This is a genomic window from Streptomyces sp. HUAS MG56, from assembly GCF_058673395.1.
Genome location: NZ_CM178722.1, coordinates 2,405,767 through 2,423,235, shown reverse-complemented (window position 1 = coordinate 2,423,235; position 17,469 = coordinate 2,405,767). Strand labels below are relative to the sequence as shown.

Here is a 17,469-nt window from a genome sequence, read left to right as displayed (position 1 = left end):
AGGAAACACCATGACGGACCCGGCCGCAGAGCTGCTCCGGACGACCACCCGGGCACTGGCCCCGGACCCGGCGGCCAACCGCTTCGTCCCGCTCGTGGAGCGCGGCACGGCGCCCCCTGAGGCACTGGCCCGCCTCGCCCTGGAACAGCGATGGGTGATCCCGGCCGACCGCCGCGCCTTCCAGCACCTGGCGAAGCGCGCGGACCCGGCGGCCGCGGCCTACTTCACCACCCTCGCGACGGGCGAGGAACTGGCCGCGGGGCATCTGACGGCCTTCGCCCGGGCCTGCGGCGTGACGGAGGAGCGTGCACGCGCGTACGTCCCGCTGCCGGGCTGCCAGGCCTACCCCGCCTACGTCTCCTGGCTCGCCCTCAACGCGTCCCCCACGGACACGGTCCTGGCCCTGACGGCCAACTTCTCGGCCTGGGGCGGCTACTGCGCCCGCATCGCCGACGGTCTGCGCACGCGCTACGGCTTCACGGACGACGCCTGCGCCTTCTTCGACTTCTTCGCGGCACCGGCGCCGGACCTGGACGCACAGGCGAGGGCCGCGGTGCAGGGCGGCCTGGACGAGGGCACGTTGAGCACGGCCGACGCGAACACGTACGGAACGCTGCTGCAAACGTACGAGAGCATGTTCTGGGAATCGCTCGGGCAACCCGCCTGAGCATCCCTACGGCGCCCCGCTGCTGTGCGCGATGCACGCCACGTCGATGCGGTCCGCGAGTTTCGCCAGCTCGATGGTCAGCGCCGCGACCGTGTCCTCGTCCAGCCGCTCCCCGGCCTCCACCAGCCGCAGCCAGCGCCCGCCCACGGTCCGCAACAGCTTGCTCACGTCGGCGGCAGCCACCTGCAGGGTCCCGCGGTCGTCGACGATCAGGGGCAGAGTCACTTCGCGGTTCACAAACGGGATGGTAGCCCCGCGGCCGTCACGCCCCCTGCCAAACCGTGGTGATGTTGCAGAACTCCCGGATTCCGTGCCCGGACAGCTCACGACCGTACCCCGAGCGTTTCTCCCCGCCGAACGGGAACGCGGGGTGAGAGGCGGTCATCCCGTTGACGAACACGGAACCGGCCTCCAGATCGCGGGCGAACCGCTCCACCTCGTCCGCGTCCCGCGTCCACACGTTGGAACTCAGCCCGAACGGCGAGTCGTTGGCGATGAGCAGCGCCTCGTCCAGGTCACCGGCCCGGTACAGCGTGGCCACCGGGCCGAACGCCTCCTCGCGGTGGATGCGCATGTCCCGGTGGATGCCGGCGAGCACGGTCGGCGGGTAGTACCAGCCCGGCCCGTCCGGCCGCTGCCCGCCGCACAGCACCTCGGCGCCGCTGCGCCTCGCGTCGTCGACCAGCTCCTCCAGATCGGCGCGACCCTGCTCGGTGGCGAGGGGGCCGACGTCGGTGTCCTCCGCCAGCGGGTCGCCGATCCTGAGTGCCTCCATGCCCGCGACGAACTTCCCGGCGAAGGCGTCGTAGACGTCGCCGTGCACGATGAACCGCTTGGCGGCGATGCAGGACTGCCCGTTGTTCTGCACGCGCGCGGTCACCGCGACCTCGGCCGCGCGGTCGAGGTCGGCGGACGGCAGCACCACGTACGGGTCGCTGCCGCCCAGTTCCAGCACCGTCTTCTTGACCATCGCGCCGGCGGTGGCGGCGACGGCCCGGCCCGCCGGCTCGCTGCCCGTCAGCGTGGCCGCCTTCACGCGCTCGTCGCGCAGGACGCCGTCCACCGCGCCCGCCCCGATCAGCAGCGTCTGGAAGCAGCCCTCCTTGAACCCCGCCCGGTGGAACAGGTCCTCCAGGTACAGCGCCGTCTGGGGAACGTTGGAGGCGTGCTTGAGCAGGCCCACGTTGCCGGCCATCAGCGCGGGCGCGGCGAACCGGACCACCTGCCACAGGGGGAAGTTCCACGGCATGACCGCGAGCACCGGGCCGAGCGGCCGGTAGCGCACCCGTACCCGGGACGCCCCCGAGTCCGTCACGTCCGACGCGGCGGGCTCCTCGTCGGCCAGCAGCGCCTCGGCGCGCTCGGCGTACCAGCGCATCGCCTTCGCGCACTTGGCGGCCTCCGCGCGTGCCTGCTTGAGGGGTTTGCCCATCTCCAGGGTCATGACCCGGCCGATCTCGGGCTGGTCCTCGTCCAGCAGGTCGGCGGCCTGGTGCATGAGGCGGGCGCGCTCGGCGAACGTGGTCGTCCGGTAGGTGCGGAACGTGGCCTCGGCGAGCTGGAGCCGGCGTTCCAGCTCCTCCTCGCCCATGGGCTCGTACGTCTTGAGCGTCTCGCCGTTCGCCGGGTTCACCGTCGCGATGGGCATGGCTGACCTCCCTGGGAGCGGGCTTGTCTCGACCTTCGCGCGCGGGCGCGGCGTCCGCAACGCGTGCGGCGCCGTTCAGCCCGTGTGTTCGGCCAGCCGGTCGAGAAACGCGGCCTGCGCGGCGATGATCACCACACGGGCCCGGTCGAGGCCGACCCACTCCACCCGGTCCAGCTCGGGAAACTCCTGCACCCGGCCGGACCTCGGCGGCCACTCCATGGCGAAGCTGCCGGGGCTGAACTCCGACAGATCAGGGTCCGCCGCCACCGCCCACGCCGTGACGATCTTGCCGTTCCTCTGCACCACCTCGCCCAGCGGTACGGCCTCCCCGTCGGGCGGCGCGATCCCCAGCTCCTCCCGGAACTCGCGGCGGGCCGCCTCCCACGCGGGCTCGTCGGCTTCGTACTCGCCCTTGGGGACGGTCCACGCGCCCGCGTCCTTCTTCGCCCACAGGGGGCCACCCATATGGCCGAGCAACACCTGAAGTCCGTCATCGGTGTGCCGGAACAACAGCAGTCCCGCGCTCCGCCTCGTCGCACGCACCGTCATGGTGTGACCTCCGGGTGGGCCGCCAGCAGGGCCTCCACCGTATCGGCCTCCTCGGGGCGTTTGTCCTCGCGGTAGCGGACCACGCGCGCGAAGCGCAGGGTGACGCCGGCCGGGTAGCGGGAGGAGCGCTGGAGGCCGTCGTAGGCGATCTCCACGACGAGTCCGGGGCGGACCCGGACCACCCGGCCGTCGTCGGCGTCGTCGACCGCCAGTTCGCGCAGCCGCTTCGTCTGCCAGGCGAGCATCACGTCCGTCATGCCCTTGAACGTCTTGCCCAGCATCGCGAAGCCGCCGTCGGCGGTGCGCGCGCCAAGGTGCAGGTTCGAGAGCTTGCCGGTGCGACGGCCGTGGCCCCACTCGGCGGCCAGCACCACCAGGTCGAGGGTGTGCACGGGCTTGACCTTCAGCCAGGCGGCGCCGCGCCGGCCCGCGCTGTAGGGCGCGTCCAGCGCCTTCACCACCACGCCCTCGTGTCCCCGGGCCAGGGTCTCGGCGAGGAACCGCTCCGCCTCGGCGATGTCCTCGATCCCGGCGGCGACGGTACGGCGCACCCGCATCGGCTCGGGCACCAGCCGCGCCAGCTCCGCGTGCCGCTCGGCGAACGGCAGGTCGAGCAGATCGCGGCCGTCGACCGACAGGACGTCGAAGAAGACGGGCGAGACCGGGACCGCCCCGGCCGCCTTCGCCACGTCGGTCCGGGAGCCGACGCGCCCCGCGGTCTCCTGGAACGAACGAGGGCGGCCGTCGCCGCCGAAGGAGATCACCTCGCCGTCCAGGACGAACCGCTCACCCGCCAACTCCCGTGCGGCCGACGTCACTTCGGGCAACCGGTCGGTGATGTCGTCCAGGGTGCGGGTGTGCACGCGGACCGTGTCGCCGTCCCGGTGGACCTGCACCCGGATGCCGTCCAGCTTCTCCTCCACCGCGCAGGCGCCGAGCTCGCGCACCGCCTCGGCGACCGAGGACGCGCTGCGCGCCAGCATCGGCAGCACCGGCCGGCCGACGGTGAGCCGGAACCGCTCCAGCGCCCCCGGCCCCTCCGCGAGCAGCACCTGGGCGACCGCCTGCACGGACCCCGCCAGCATCACCGCCCGCCGTACGCCGGCCGGATCCGCGCCGGTCGCCCGGGCGAGCCCCTCCACCGCGACCGCGTCCAGTGCGCCCTGCCGGACCTCGCCGGTGAGCAGTCCGCGCAGGAATCCCTGCTCGTCCGCCGTGGCCGCGCCCATCAGCGCGCCGACGATCCGGGCCCGCTCCGCCTGCGCACCCGGCCCGGAGACCGCGCCCAGCTCGGTGAGCCGGGCGTCGGTCTCGCGGACCGTGAGCGTGGGACCGGCAGCGGGCGGCACCGGGTGGCTCAGCACCTTCCAGCCGACGCCGAGCCGGCCCTGCGGCAGGCGTCCGGCCAGATACGGGATCACGATCGGCACGTCGTCCGCCGCCGTCTCCCGGAACAGCTCCGCGAGCAGCTCCGTCTTGCGGGACCGCGCCGTCGTCGCGGCGACGTCCCGGGACACCTGGGCGAGCCGGGCCAGCAGCATGCAGCCATGGTGACGCAGAGACCGGCCGACTACACCCGCACCGACGCGTCGACTACACCTGCACCCTCGCGTCCAGGTCCGCCATCAGCAGCTCCCCGTTGATCGCGGCGCCCGCCCGGTACCCCCGGCTCGCCGCGTTGATCACCTGCTCGGCGAAGCCGCTCGCGTTGCCCGCCGCCCAGAGCCCGGGGACGGTGGTCAGGCCGCGTTCGTCGATCACGGGGTAGCTGCCGAACGGGGTCTCGCGCAGTTCGGCGCCCAGTTCGATCAGCAGGTCGTCGCGGGGGACGGCGCGCGGGGCGGCGTAGAGCACCTCGCGCTCGTGGACCGTACGGTCCGCCAGCCGGACCCCGGTGAGCCGGTCGTCGGCGACGACCAGCCCGGTCACCCTGCCGGGGACGACCGCCACCCGGGCGGCGGCCAGCCGGCGCAGGTCGACGTCGGTCAGCTCCGACTCGGCCACCTCGTGCAGGAAGAGCCGCACGTCGTCGGACCACTGGGTGACCATCAGCGCCTGGTGCACACTCAGCGGCGAGGTCGCGAGCACCCCGGTCGGCCGGTCGCGGACCTCCCAGCCGTGGCAGTACGGGCAGTGCACGACGTCCCGGCCGAACCGCTCCGCCAGCCCCGGCACCCCGGGCAGTTCGTCCTTCAGGCCGGTGGCGATCACTACATGCCGGGCGTGTGCCGTCCGGCCCTGCGCGAGCCGGACGGTGAAGCCCTCGCCGTCCCTGGCGGCATCCGTCACCCGGTCCCGGACCAGCTCCACGCCGTACCGGGCGATCTCCTCGCGCCCGACCGCCAGGAATTCGGCCGGGGACATGCCGTCGCGGGACAGATAGCCCTGCATGTGCGCGCTCGGCGCGTTGCGCGGTTCGCCCGCGTCCACGACCAGCGTGCGGCGCCGGGCCCGGCCGAGGACGAGCGCGGCGGACAGCCCGGCGGCCCCGCCTCCGACGACGACCACTTCGTACCTGCTGTTCTCGGTCATGGCACGACCGTGGCCCGGGTCCTGCCGTATTGACAAATGTCTTTGCCGATTCTGCAATACGAGCATGAGTACCGACGACGTTCTCTCCGAGGTGGGCCCCCGGCTGCGGCGCCTGCGCAAGGAGCGCGAGGTGACCCTGGCCGGGCTGTCGGAGGCGACCGGGATCTCCGTGAGCACCCTGTCCCGGCTGGAGTCCGGCCTGCGCAGGCCCAGCCTGGAGCTGCTGCTGCCGATCGCCCAGGCACACCAGGTGCCGCTGGACGAACTGGTCGGCGCGCCCCCGGTGGGGGATCCGCGGGTGCGGGCCGAGCCGATCGTCCGGGGCGGGCGTACCCACTGGCCGCTGACCCGCCAGCCGGGCGGGCTCCAGGCCTTCAAGGTGCTCGAACCGAAGCGCGAGCAGCAGCCGGATCCGCGCACCCACGAGGGGTACGAGTGGCTGTACGTGCTGTCGGGCCGGCTCCGGCTGGTCCTCGGCGAGCACGACGTGGTGCTGTCGGCGGGGGAGGCCGCCGAGTTCGACACCCGGGTGCCGCACTGGTTCGGCTCGACGGGGGAGGGGCCGGTGGAGTTCCTGAGCCTGTTCGGGCCGCAGGGGGAGCGGATGCATGTGCGGGCGCGGCCGACGCGGAAGTGATCCGGTCGACGCGGTAGCAACCCGGTCGACGCGGACGTGACGCGGCTTCCTGACGGCCGGCTGTTCCCTGATGGGCAAGCGACCGCTTAGTATGCCGTCGGACCCGGTCAGACGAAGCAGTCCCGTGGAGGCCCCGCATGCAGGCATGGCAAGTGCACGAGAACGGCGAGCCGAGCGAGGTGATGCGCCTCGCGGAGGTGGAGCCGCCCACGCCCGGCGACGGCCAGGTGCTGCTGCGGGTGCGCGCCGCCAACATCAACTTCCCGGACGCCCTGCTGTGCCGGGGCCAGTACCAGGTGCGGCCGCCGCTGCCGTTCACGCCCGGCGTGGAGATCTGCGCCGAGACCGAGGACGGCCGCCGGGTGATCGCCAACCCCACGCTGCCGTACGGCGGTTTCGCCGAGTACGCCGTCGCCGACGCCCGCGCGCTGCTGCCCGCCCCCGACTCGCTGGACGACGCCGAGGCCGCCGCGCTGCACATCGGCTACCAGACGGGCTGGTTCGGCCTGCACCGCCGGGCCCGCCTGGAGGCGGGCGAGACCCTGCTCGTGCACGCCGCCGCCGGCGGTGTCGGCAGTGCCGCCGTCCAGCTCGGCAAGGCGGCCGGCGCCACCGTGATCGGTGTCGTCGGCGGTGCCGAGAAGGCCGCCGTCGCCCGGGAGCTGGGCTGCGACGTGGTGGTCGACCGGCGCGGCGACGACGTCGTCGCCGCCGTGAAGGAGGCCACCGGCGGCCGGGGCGCCGACGTGATCTACGACCCGGTCGGCGGCGAGGCCTACGCCCAGTCCGCCAAGCTGGTCGCCTTCGAGGGCCGGATCGTCGTCGTCGGCTTCGCGAGCGGCGGCATCCCGAGCCCGGCGCTCAACCACGCCCTGGTGAAGAACTACTCGATCCTCGGCCTGCACTGGGGGCTGTACGCCACCAAGAACCCCAAGCTCATCGGGCACTGCCACGAGGAACTGACCGGGCTGGCCGCCCGGGGCGCGATCAAGCCGCTGGTGAGCGAGCGGGTGCCGCTCGGCGAGGCCGCCACCGCCGTGCAGAAGGTGGCGGACGGCCGCTCCACCGGCCGGATCGCCGTGGTGATGGAGGGAGCAGCATGACCGACGCCGACGAACTGGTCCGCCGCACACGGGAGTTGCTGGACCGCCACCCGGTCGCGAGCACCGACCGGCTGGAGTTCCTGCGGGCCCGCTTCGACGCAGGCCTCGCCTGGGTGCACTACCCCGAGGGCCTCGGCGGACTGGGCGCGCCCCGCCACCTCCAGGCCGCCGTGGACGCCGAGCTGGAGGCCGCCGGCGCCCCCGACAACGACGCGCGCCGCAACGGCATCGGGCTCGGCATGGCCGCGCCGACCATCCTCAAGTACGGCACGCAGGAGCAGAAGCAGCGCTATCTGCGGCCGCTGTGGACCGGCGAGGAGGTGTGGTGCCAGCTGTTCAGCGAGCCCGGCGCCGGCTCCGACCTCGCCGCGCTCGGCACCCGGGCCGTCCGGGAGGGCGAGGACTGGGTGGTCAACGGGCAGAAGGTGTGGACGTCCGGCGCGCACAACGCCCGCTGGGCCATCCTCATCGCCCGCACCGACCCGGACGTGCCCAAGCACGCGGGCATCACCTACTTCCTGTGCGACATGACCGACCCGGGTGTCGACGTCCGGCCGCTGCGCCAGATCACCGGCGAGGCCGAGTTCAACGAGGTCTTCCTCACCGACGTCCGCATCCCCGACTCCCGCCGCCTCGGCGAGACCGGCGACGGCTGGCGGGTCGCGCAGACCACCCTCAACAACGAGCGCGTGGCCATCGGCGGCATGCGGCTGCCCCGCGAGGGCGGCATGATCGGGCCGGTCGCCACGACCTGGCGCGAACGCCCCGAACTGCGCACCCACGACCTCCACCAGCGGCTGCTGAAGCTGTGGGTCGAGGCCGAGGTCTCCCGCCTCACCGCCGAGCGGCTGCGCCAGCAGCTCGTCGCCGGCCAGCCCGGCCCCGAGGGCGCCGGCATGAAGCTCGCCTTCGCCCGCCTCAACCAGGAGATCAGCGGACTGGAGGTCGAACTCCGAGGCGAAGAAGGCCTGTTGTACGACGACTGGACCCTGCGCCGCCCCGAGCTCGTCGACTTCACCGGCCGTGACGCCGGCTACCGCTATCTGCGCGCCAAGGGCAACAGCATCGAGGGCGGGACCAGCGAGGTCCTGCTGAACATCGTCGCCGAGCGCGTCCTCGGCCTGCCCGCCGAGCCGCGCACCGACAAGGACGTCGCGTGGAAGGACCTGGCCCGATGACCACACAGCGCACACAGCGGGATCTCCTCTACTCCGAGGAGGAAGAGGCGCTGCGGGCCGCCGTACGGGACCTGCTCACCGACCACTGCGCCCCGGCCGACGTCATCGCCCGCACCGAGTCGGACGCCCCGCACGACCTCGCCCTGTGGAAGCTGCTCGCCGACGGCATGGGCCTGGCCGGCCTCCTGGTGCCCGAGGCACAGGGCGGCCAGGGTGCCTCGCACCGCGAAGTCGCCGTCGTGCTGGAGGAGTTGGGCCGCGCCGTGGCGCCCGTGCCGTACCTCACCAGCGCGGTCGTGGCCACCGAGGCCCTGCTCGCCTGCGGCGACGGGGAGCTGCTGGAGCGGCTGGCCTCCGGCCGCACCATCGGCGCCCTCGCGGTCGCCCTGCACACGGCACCGGGCGCCACCGCCACGGCCGTACGCGTCGAGAACGGCACCCTGCACGGCGAGTTGACCGGCATCGCCGACGCGGTCGCGGCCGATGTGCTGCTGGTCCCGGCCGACGACGGCGGCCTGTACGCCGTGACCGCCGACGCCGTGACCGTCACCCCGCAGGTCGCCCTGGACCTGACCCGGCCGCTCGCCACGGTGACCCTCGACGCCGCCCCCGGCCGCCGTGTCGGCGACGCGGAACCCGCCGTACGGCGTGCCCTGCGCGCCGCCGCCGGACTCCTCGCCTCCGAGCAACTGGGCCTCGCAGACTGGGTGTTGACCGAGACGGTCCGCTATCTCAAGGAGCGCAGGCAGTTCAACCGGCCGGTCGGCGGCTTCCAGGCGCTCAAGCACCGGCTCGCCCAGCTGTGGCTGGAGACGGTCAACCTCCGGGCGGCCGCCCGCGCCGCCGCCGACGCGCTGGCCTCCGGCGAGGACACGGAGATCTCGGTCGCGGTCGCGCAGGCGTACGCCGCCCCCGTCGCCGTCCACGCCGCCGAGGAGGCGCTCCAACTGCACGCCGGGATCGGGATGACCTGGGAGCACCCGATCCACCTGTACCTCAAGCGGGCCAAGGCGGACTCGATCGCGTACGGCACGGCGGGCGCGCATCGCTCGGCGCTGGCCGGGCTGGTCGACCTCCAGGCACCCTGACGTCAGCCGCGTGAAGCCCGCCCCACCTCGGCGGGCTTCACCCGGGCGGCTGCTCCGCAGACGTGAATATCGCGCCAACTCCCCGCCGGGCCAGGGTCGTTGGGCGATGAGGGCACGCATACTCTCCCCGGTCCCGTCCGGCACCTCAAGGGAGGCAGCGCATGGCCCTCACCACCCGACGCAGAGCCCTCACCACCCTCGGCGCCGCCCTCGCCGGCGCGGTCGCCCTGCCCGCGGTACCGGCCCGGGCGGCCGCCGCGCACCGGGGCCCGCACCCGCTGTGGAACGCGCACGCCCACAACGACTACGAGCACCCGCACCCCCTGTTCGACGCGCTCGGCCACCGGTTCAACAGCGTCGAGGCCGACATCTTCCTCGTCGGCGACCAGCTCCTCATCGGTCACGACAGCTCCGAGCTGGACCCGACCCGCACCCTCGAATCCCTCTACCTCGACCCCCTCGCCGCGCGCGTGCGGGCCGAGCACGGCTCGGTGTACCGGGGGTGGCGCCGACCGCTCCAACTGCTGATCGACATCAAGACCGAGGGCTCCTCGACGTACCTCGAACTCGACCGCCATCTGCGCCGCTACCCGCACCTGTTCAGCCGCTACGCGCACGGGCGCATCCACCCCGGACCGGTCACCGCCGTCGTCTCCGGCGACCGCGCCGCCCGCATCCCCATGGCGGCGCAGACCGAGCGGCGCGCCTTCTACGACGGCCGGCTCACCGACCTCGGCAGCACCGCCCCCGCCTCCTTCATCCCGCTGATCAGCGACAACTGGACGACGAACTTCACCTGGACCGGGGAGGGCACGTTCCCGGGCGCCGAGCGGCAGAAGCTGCGGGGCATCACCGCAGCCGCCCACGCGCACGGGCAGCTGGTGAGGTTCTGGGCCACACCGGACGCCGCGGGCCCCGCCCGCGACGCCCTGTGGACGGAACTGCTCGCCGCCGGCGTCGACTACCTCAACACCGACGACCTCGCCGGCCTGGAGGCCTTCCTCGACGCCCGCCCCACGGCGTGACACCACTCGATCGGGGGACATGTCAGCCGCCCGGACCAACCCTCCGCTACGCCACACTTGCGGCCGAAACGCCGCTCAAGGGGCGTGGCGGAGGAGGTTCCCGATGGCCGTTTCCATCTCTGTGGTGCTGTTGCTCATGATTCTGGCCGTGATCTTCATGCGTAACGGCGGGCTGAAGGTCTCGCATGCCCTGGTCTGCATGGTGCTGGGCTTCTTCATGGCCGGCTCCAGCATGGGGCCCACCATCAACACCGGGCTCACCGCGACCGCCGAACTGGTCAGCAGCCTGCACCCCTGAGGCGCGGGCCGCTCAGGGGCCCGCGAAGACGCCGATGCCGTTCGCGACGGGCCGCTCGGCACCGCCGCTCGGATGGTTGCGGACCGTCACCGTACGGGCGCCGGCATTCCGGGTGACCATCTCCGTCGAACCGCCGCCGTCGAGGTTGAACGCGTCGGAGGCGCCCAGCGCACGCATGGTGGCCGCCTCCTCGGCGACCGTCATCCCGGTCCGGTAGGCGGCGGCACCGTCCAGCGCCAGGATCAGCATCCGCCGTCCGCCGTCCGCGAAGCCCACGACCGTGCGCACCGCCGAGGCGACGTCGTTCAGCCCGGACAGCTCCCGGCCGTCCCGCAGCACCGGGAAACCGCCGATCGCGAACGCGTACGGCACCCCGGACGACGCCGCCACCAGGGTGTGCGTCACGGTCACCCGCTCGCCGACGGAGAGCTTGCGCAGCTGCCGCGCGCCCTCCTCGCGGCCGACCAGGACCGTGGTGTCCGCCGGGATCGCGCCGCTGCCCGGGGTGTCGGAGGCGGAGACGACCCGGCCGGACCGGATCCGCACCTCGTGGGTGTCGGTGCTGCACGGCGCCGAGCGCTCGGTGTCCGTGCCGCAGACCGCGCGCTCGCGCGAGGCGCTGCCCCAGCGCGAGGTGAAGGCGCCGACGGAGTTCTCCGGGAGGGCGTACTGGTTCAGGCCCCGCAGCGGGAACCGGCCCTCCGGGGAGCGGACGGCGCCGGTCAGGGAGAGCCGGTCCATCCGGGCCCGCCGGTCGACACCGACACCGAAGACGTCCCGGGTGTTCGTGCCCGGCGGCAGCGCGGGCCCGAACCGCTGGCCGTCCGGCACCGCGGCCTTGAGCACGAGCCCGTGGGCGATCGCCGGGCCGACACTCGCGCCGGTGGCGGGCACGCCCGGGTGCTGGGTCTCGGTGATGTTGAAGAAGTCACCGTTGACCCCCGCGACCGCCCCGGCCGCGTCCGCCATCCCGGAGACGGTGGCTCGCGCCGCCACCTTGCCCGGGTACAGCAGGTCCACGCGGACGTGCGGATCGCCCAGGTCGACGGTGAGCAGATGGACGTGCGTCGGACCCGCGGCCGCCCGGACGTCGAACTGCCGGTAGGTGACCCCGGGCGCGATCCGCGTGCCCGCCGGTGCGGCAGCGGCCGGTGCCGCCCCCGTCAGGGCCGCACCGGCCAGCACACCGAACGCGGTGACCACCGTGAGAACCGCTCTCGCCGTTGTCGTACGCCTGCTTCGTCTTGCCACCATGCCCCCTGATGCCTCGTCAACTTTCCTTCTGGTTCCCCGTGTTCCAAGGGATTCAGGGGCAGTTGAGCAGAAGCGGGGGGACGGGGGGCCGACTAGGCCTCGACTACGCGAGAACGAGTGAGAAAACGCACCCCCTCGGGTGCCTCCAGCGAGAAGCCGCTGCCCCGTCCGGGCACGACGTCGACGATCAGCCGGGTGTGGCTCCACGCCTGGTACTGGCTGCGGGACATCCAGAAGGTGACGGGCTCCGCCACGCCGTCCACCGACAGCTCCGCCAGCAGCACGTCCGAGTCCCCGGTGCGGAACTCGCCGTCCGGGTAGCACATGGGCGCGCTGCCGTCGCAGCAGCCTCCGGACTGATGGAACATCAGCGGACCGTGTGCGGCGCGCAGTTGCCGCACCAGCTCCTCGGCCCGCCGGGTGAGTTCGACGCGGGGGACTTCCTCTTCCATGGTCACCGTCCTGAAGAGCGGGGCGCCGGGGCGCCGTACACGGCCCAGTCTCACGGCTCGTCACAGAGGCGTCCAGAAGGCCGCGTTCGCCGCCTCGAACGGGTTCGATCCGGCCGGTCGCCCGTCTGGGAGGATGCGCGTATGTCTGCTTCCTTCCTTCCGGCCGAGCCGCGCCAGGTGCCCGTCGGCCAGTACCCGCTGTGGGACGAGGCGCTGGCCGCCGTCAACCGGGATCTGGCGGCGACGGCCCCCGAGCAGCGTCCGCTGCGGCTGACGGTCTACCCGGAGATGGCGGACCTGGTCGAGCAGGTCTACGTGGCCCTCTCCAACGGCGAGGCGCACGGCAACCCCCTGATGCCGTACGAGTCGGCCGCCGAGGCCCTGACGGCCGTCGCCGACGCCGCCCAGGAGACGGTGAGCGAGCGGCTGTGGCGGGTGTGGCCGGTCTGCACCGTCCACGACCTGGGCATGCACCCGAGGGACGTCGACGGGCGGCCGTCCTGGTGGTGCGCGGGAGGCTCCCGCAAGGGCGACCCGGCCCATGTCCGCGCCGCGATCGGGGAGCTGGCCGCCGTCCACCGCCCCCACCGCCCGAACCGCAAGCGCCGCAAGGGCGGCACCCCGCGCTGACGCAGCCTGCGAACTCGTCGAGGCCGTCGCGCTCCGGCCCACCGAGGCCGAGGAGCGCGCCCGGACCGCCGAGGAGCTGCACGCCATGGCCGCGTCCGGGCTCACCGGCGGCCACGCGATGGACGCGAACGGGGACAGCCTCGCGGTCCACACGGCGCTGGAGGCCGAGGACGCTTTGCCCCTGCGGCTGCGGATCGCACCGTGGTGCCGGCCGGAGACGGACGACGACGCCGTCGCCGGCCTCGTCCGGCTCCAGGGCACCGGCGGCGCCCTGTGGCGGGTGGCCGGCGTGAAGCTCTTCATGGACGGCACGATCGACAACGGCACCGCCTGGCTGGAGACACCGGACTGCCACGGCGAGTCGGCTCACGCCCACTGGCTCGACCCGCGGCGCTACACCCAGGTCGTCACGGCCCTGCACCGCGCCGGCATGCCGACGGCCACGCACGCGATCGGCGACGCGGCGGTGCGCCATGTCCTCGACTCCGTGGCGCAGGCGCAGGCGGAGGGGCAGGCGCAGGGGCGAGTGGAGGGGCCGGATGCCGCGCGGCCGGTGCGCCACCGCGTCGAGCACGTCGAGACCGTCCCGGACGGCACCGTACGGCGGTTCGCGCCGCTCGGCGTGGCCGCGTCGATGCAGCCCACGCACTGCTGCGAGTTCACGCGTGCCGACCACACCGACAACTGGTCGCGCCGGCTCTACGAGGAGCGTGCCGGGCAGGCGTTCCGCTGCCGTGACCTGTGGGAGGCCGGGGCGCGGATCGTGCTCGGCTCGGACTGGCCCGTCGCGCCGCTCCAGGCGCTCGGGGCATGACGGTCAACGCGGCCTGGGCGGCGGGGGAGGAGACGCGGGCGGGGGCGATCTCCGTGGGACACCGCGCCGACCTCACGGTCCTGGCCGACGATCCGCTGGCGGTGCCCGACACGGATCTGGCGGATCGGCCGGTCGTGCTGACGGTGGTCGGGGGCCGGGTCACGTCCCGGGATACGGACGTCCGAGACGCCCCGAAGGGGCGCGCGGGGGGCCGCGCTCGATCAACGGCTCCGGCGCGAGGCCCGGTCCGGTCGGCCTTCGCGCCGTCGGCGGTACGCCTCGATCAGCAACGGCACCATCGACGCGACGACGACCACGGCGACGAGCGGCAGCAGGTAGTCGTCGATGTGCGGGACCGACGCCCCCAGGCTGTAACCGGCGAGGACCAGCGTCTGTGACCACAGCACGCCGCCCACGGTCTGCCACCGCGTGAAGGTGCGGACAGGCACGCCGAGCGCACCGGCCACGGGGTGCAGGACCGTCCGCAGCAGCGGCACGAACCGGCCGATGACCAGCGCCTTCCCATAGCCGTAGCGCGCGAGCAGTTCCTCGGCGCGGGCGGCCGTCGCCTTCACCCGGCGGCTGGAGGTACGGGCCAGAAGCGCCTGCCCGCCACGGCGGCCGATCAGATAGCCGACCTGCCCGCCGACCACCGCCCCGACGGCGGCGCACACCAGCACCTGCCACAGCGCGAGGCGGGGCGGCTGGTGCGCGCTGCCGGCGCACAGCACCCCGGCCGGGAACAGCAGCGTGTCACCGGGCAGGAAGAAGCCGACGACCAGCAGTCCGGACTCGGCGAAGAGCACCACCAGGACGCCCAGCGCGCCGAAGGCGGCCAGTACCGAGGCGCTGTTCAACGGGTTGACGGCGATCACCGGGGCGCGCCTCCTGGCCTCCTCGCAGCACTGCTTCCGCGCAGCACCGCTCGCTCACCAGGATCGCCCGTCCGGCGCGAAACCGCCCGCGTCACGACCCCAGGGCCGGAGGCCGGTGACCGGCTTGGGCCACACAGACCATGAGGTCGTCCTGCACGCCGTACGTCCGCCGCGCCCACGGCAGCGCAGCCGATACGACGGCGGGTCCGGCGGCCCGACGCGCATCGGGCCCGGCGGTCGCAAACGCTCTCGGTTCAGCGGTGTGCGAGGCCGTCGATCAGCACGCCGAGGGTGAAGTCGAACCGGTCGTGGCCCTCGCCGGCGGTGAGCTCGGCGGCGTGGCGGGTGGTGTGGGGGAAGGTCTCGACGGGCAGGGCGGTGAACCGGCGCACGAGCTCGTCGCGGTCGAGGACCCAGGCGGTGTCGTCGTCCGCCGCTCGCCGGCGCGCGACGGACACTTCGAGGCAGTAGGCGGCCACGTACAGCAGGAGGGCGTCGATCGCCCAGGCCGCGGACTGCGGGGGGACGCCGCCGGCGAGCAGGATGGCCAGCATGCCCTCGGTGACGCGCATGGTCTGGAGGTCGGTGGGGGCCATGGCGAGCGCGGCGCGGGAGATCCCGGGGTACTTCAGGTACTGGTCGCGCATCTGGGCGCACACACCGCGGATCTGCTCCCGCCAGGTGGCGGGGTCGGGGGCGGGCAGGACGAGCCCGGCGCACAGCCGCCCGATGAGCAGCTCGTCGAGGTCGGCCTTGTTGACCACGTGGGCGTAGAGCGAGGCGGGTCCGGTGTCGAGCGCGCCGGCCAGCCGGCGCATGGTCAGCGCCTCGTAGCCCTCTGTGGCGACGACGCCCAGCGCGGTGTCGACGACCTGTTCCACGGTGATCGGGACCTTGCGGCGCCGTGGTCTGGCGTCGGTCGCGGCCTCGGGGTTCGGCGGCTGATGGCGCGCCGCGCGTCGCTCTCTCGGGTTCACCCGGCCATCATAACTTGACACGAACGACGTTCGTTTGTAGAACACCGTTCGTGACAGTGGCTGTGAACCGAGTGGACGTGAACCAGGACATGGACGTGGGCGTGGATGTGGACGTGACCGTGGTCGGCGCCGGGCCGGTGGGCCTCGTGCTCGCCGCCGAACTGGCGCTCTCCGGGGCGAGGGTGCAGGTACTCGAACGACGGGCCGAGCCGGACCGGGCGATGAAGGCCGGAGCCATCAACGTGCCGACGGCCGAGGCCCTCGACCGCCGCGGTCTGCTGCCCGCCGCCGAACAGGTGCAGCGGGAGATGCTGGACCGGATGGGCTCGTTCGCTCCCGCGACCGGCGACCGGCCGTCCGGTGACCGCCCACGGGCCCACGAGACGCGGTTCACCGGGCATTTCGCCGGAATGGTCCTCGACGCCGGCCTCGTGGACTGGTCCGATGCCGACCTCGCCGCGCACGCCGCGGTCGGCGGCGCGCAGATGGTGCCGCAGCGCGAGCTGGAGGGCTTGCTGACCGAGCATGCGACGCGCCTCGGCGTACCGGTGCGCCGCGGGGTGGAGGTCACCGCGTTCGAGGACACCGGCGACGGCGTACTCGTCGGCACCACCGCCGGCCCGGTGCGCACCGGGTGGCTGGTCGGGTGCGACGGCGGGCACAGCACCGTACGCCGCCTCGCGGGCATCGACTTCCCCGGCACCGACCCGGAACTCACCGGGCGCTTGGCGGTCGTCGACATCGCCGATCCCGAGAAGCTCGCGCCCGGATGGGTGTGGTCGACCCGGGGCGCGTACCGCTGCGGGCCTCAGCCCGGGCGGGTGGTCACCGTGGAATTCGACGGCGCACCCGCCCCCCTCGCCGACGCTCGGCCTCGCTCGCGCGGGGGAACGCCCATGGTGCCGGTCACCCTCGAAGAGGTGCAGGCCAGTCTGCGCCGGGTCTCGGGCACCGATGTCACGCTGACCGCGCTGCGTGGCGCCGCGACCCGCTGGAGCGACAACGCCCGCCAGGCCGCGGCCTACCGGTCGGGGCGGGTGCTGCTGGCCGGTGACGCCGCGCACGTGCACTCGCCGTTCGGCGGGCAGGGGCTCAATCTCGGGGTCGGCGACGCGATGAACCTCGGTTGGAAGCTCGGTGCCGTGGTCGCCGGGTGGGCCCCCGACGGGCTGCTCGACACCTATGACGCCGAGCGTCGTCCCCTCGGCGCCTGGGTGCTGGACTGGACGCGGGCCCAGACCGGGGTGATGCGCGGGGACCCGAAGTCGGCCGCGCTCCGTGAGGTCGTCGCCGATCTGCTGAGCACACGGGCCGGCGCGACCCATGCGGTCAAGAAGATCTCCGGCGTCACACAGCGCGTCGACCTGCCCGGCGATCATCCGCTGGTCGGGCGGTACGCCCCCGACCTGTGGCTGAGGGACGGCTCCCGTCTGGTCGACCACGGTCACGGTGGCGGATTCCTGCTGCTCGACCGCACTCCGGACGGCGCCTTCGCCCGCCTCGCCGCGGCCTGGGCCGGGCGGGTGACCAGCGTGACCGACGACCACGCGACGACGCCGGCCGGGCTGCTGGTACGCCCGGACGGGGTGGTCGTCTGGGCCTGCGACACCACCGACACCGCTGCCGTCACCCCTGCCGTCACCGGTCTCGAAACCGCCCTGCAGCAGTGGGCGGGTGATGCGGCACACGGCGCCGGGCCGGCACAGCGGTGAAGGGCGAGGCCGCGACGCTGCGGGTTGTCT

18 protein-coding genes and 1 pseudogene are annotated in these 17,469 nt (G+C 73.6%); 10 read left to right on the top strand and 9 right to left on the bottom strand.

What is annotated here, in order from left to right; translation table 11 throughout:
• Positions 1–10: 10 nt before the first annotated feature.
• On the top strand, positions 11–667 hold the full coding sequence (locus AC4OXY_RS11590; protein ID WP_356026636.1) for a thiaminase II/PqqC family protein: 657 nt from the start codon (positions 11–13) through the stop codon (positions 665–667).
• A gap of 6 nt (positions 668–673) precedes the next feature.
• Here AC4OXY_RS11590 and AC4OXY_RS11585 read toward each other — a convergent pair whose 3' ends face one another.
• The 5 genes from AC4OXY_RS11585 to AC4OXY_RS11565 form a co-directional block, all read right to left on the bottom strand.
• Complete coding sequence (locus AC4OXY_RS11585) at positions 674–904, bottom strand: DUF6213 family protein (RefSeq protein WP_356026634.1); 231 nt, start codon at positions 902–904, stop codon at positions 674–676.
• A gap of 25 nt (positions 905–929) precedes the next feature.
• Positions 930–2,315 (bottom strand): NADP-dependent succinic semialdehyde dehydrogenase, encoded by a 1,386-nt coding sequence (locus AC4OXY_RS11580; RefSeq protein WP_356026632.1) that lies wholly within the window; start codon positions 2,313–2,315, stop codon positions 930–932.
• A gap of 75 nt (positions 2,316–2,390) precedes the next feature.
• Positions 2,391–2,864: an NUDIX hydrolase gene (locus AC4OXY_RS11575; protein ID WP_491993864.1), complete on the bottom strand. Its 474-nt coding sequence runs from the start codon at positions 2,862–2,864 to the stop codon at positions 2,391–2,393.
• Entirely contained in the window at positions 2,861–4,405 is a 1,545-nt protein-coding gene (locus AC4OXY_RS11570) for an ATP-dependent DNA ligase (RefSeq protein WP_402065181.1), read from the bottom strand. The genes AC4OXY_RS11575 and AC4OXY_RS11570 overlap by 4 nt, the downstream gene beginning before the upstream one ends.
• 52 nt (positions 4,406–4,457) lie before the next feature.
• Positions 4,458–5,396, bottom strand: a complete 939-nt coding sequence (locus AC4OXY_RS11565; RefSeq protein WP_356026626.1) for an NAD(P)/FAD-dependent oxidoreductase — start codon at positions 5,394–5,396, stop codon at positions 4,458–4,460.
• 64 nt (positions 5,397–5,460) lie between these two features.
• Between AC4OXY_RS11565 and AC4OXY_RS11560 the strand changes: the two genes are divergently transcribed.
• From AC4OXY_RS11560 to AC4OXY_RS11535, 6 genes are all read left to right on the top strand, one after another.
• Complete coding sequence (locus AC4OXY_RS11560) at positions 5,461–6,033, top strand: helix-turn-helix domain-containing protein (protein WP_356026624.1); 573 nt, start codon at positions 5,461–5,463, stop codon at positions 6,031–6,033.
• A gap of 137 nt (positions 6,034–6,170) precedes the next feature.
• Complete coding sequence (locus AC4OXY_RS11555) at positions 6,171–7,136, top strand: NADPH:quinone oxidoreductase family protein (protein WP_491993863.1); 966 nt, start codon at positions 6,171–6,173, stop codon at positions 7,134–7,136.
• On the top strand, positions 7,133–8,314 hold the full coding sequence (locus AC4OXY_RS11550) for an acyl-CoA dehydrogenase family protein (RefSeq protein WP_356026620.1): 1,182 nt from the start codon (positions 7,133–7,135) through the stop codon (positions 8,312–8,314). The genes AC4OXY_RS11555 and AC4OXY_RS11550 overlap by 4 nt, the downstream gene beginning before the upstream one ends.
• The gene (locus tag AC4OXY_RS11545; RefSeq protein WP_491993862.1) at positions 8,311–9,402 is read left to right on the top strand and encodes an acyl-CoA dehydrogenase family protein; all 1,092 of its coding nucleotides are present in this window, start codon (positions 8,311–8,313) and stop codon (positions 9,400–9,402) included. The genes AC4OXY_RS11550 and AC4OXY_RS11545 overlap by 4 nt, the downstream gene beginning before the upstream one ends.
• 161 nt (positions 9,403–9,563) lie before the next feature.
• A complete protein-coding gene (locus tag AC4OXY_RS11540; RefSeq protein WP_491993861.1) occupies positions 9,564–10,427 on the top strand; it encodes a phosphatidylinositol-specific phospholipase C/glycerophosphodiester phosphodiesterase family protein in 864 nt (287 codons plus the stop codon).
• A 103-nt stretch (positions 10,428–10,530) separates the two neighbouring features.
• Positions 10,531–10,725, top strand: a complete 195-nt coding sequence (locus tag AC4OXY_RS11535; protein WP_071374410.1) for a hypothetical protein — start codon at positions 10,531–10,533, stop codon at positions 10,723–10,725.
• 12 nt (positions 10,726–10,737) lie between these two features.
• On the opposite strand, the gene AC4OXY_RS11530 is transcribed toward AC4OXY_RS11535, so the two are convergent.
• Both AC4OXY_RS11530 and AC4OXY_RS11525 read right to left on the bottom strand, forming a co-directional pair.
• Positions 10,738–11,979 (bottom strand): phosphodiester glycosidase family protein, encoded by a 1,242-nt coding sequence (locus AC4OXY_RS11530; RefSeq protein WP_362820248.1) that lies wholly within the window; start codon positions 11,977–11,979, stop codon positions 10,738–10,740.
• 92 nt (positions 11,980–12,071) lie between these two features.
• Complete coding sequence (locus AC4OXY_RS11525; RefSeq protein ID WP_356026612.1) at positions 12,072–12,431, bottom strand: DUF779 domain-containing protein; 360 nt, start codon at positions 12,429–12,431, stop codon at positions 12,072–12,074.
• Positions 12,432–12,572: 141 nt separating this feature from the next.
• Here AC4OXY_RS11525 and AC4OXY_RS11520 point away from each other — a divergent pair, with 141 nt between their 5' ends.
• Both AC4OXY_RS11520 and AC4OXY_RS11515 read left to right on the top strand, forming a co-directional pair.
• Positions 12,573–13,061, top strand: a complete 489-nt coding sequence (locus AC4OXY_RS11520) for a hypothetical protein (RefSeq protein WP_491993860.1) — start codon at positions 12,573–12,575, stop codon at positions 13,059–13,061.
• A pseudogene (locus AC4OXY_RS11515) lies at positions 13,060–14,057 on the top strand (amidohydrolase); the annotation flags it as partial. The gene AC4OXY_RS11520 and the pseudogene AC4OXY_RS11515, both read left to right, overlap by 2 nt.
• A gap of 39 nt (positions 14,058–14,096) precedes the next feature.
• On the opposite strand, the gene AC4OXY_RS11510 reads toward AC4OXY_RS11515, so the two are convergent.
• A complete protein-coding gene (locus tag AC4OXY_RS11510) occupies positions 14,097–14,750 on the bottom strand; it encodes a DedA family protein (RefSeq protein WP_491993859.1) in 654 nt (217 codons plus the stop codon).
• A 254-nt stretch (positions 14,751–15,004) separates the two neighbouring features.
• Entirely contained in the window at positions 15,005–15,727 is a 723-nt protein-coding gene (locus AC4OXY_RS11505; RefSeq protein ID WP_356026606.1) for a TetR/AcrR family transcriptional regulator, read from the bottom strand.
• An 89-nt stretch (positions 15,728–15,816) separates the two neighbouring features.
• On the opposite strand from AC4OXY_RS11505, the gene AC4OXY_RS11500 reads away from it, so the two are divergent.
• Positions 15,817–17,439, top strand: a complete 1,623-nt coding sequence (locus AC4OXY_RS11500; RefSeq protein WP_491994817.1) for an FAD-dependent oxidoreductase — start codon at positions 15,817–15,819, stop codon at positions 17,437–17,439.
• The last annotated feature ends 30 nt before the right edge of the window (positions 17,440–17,469 follow it).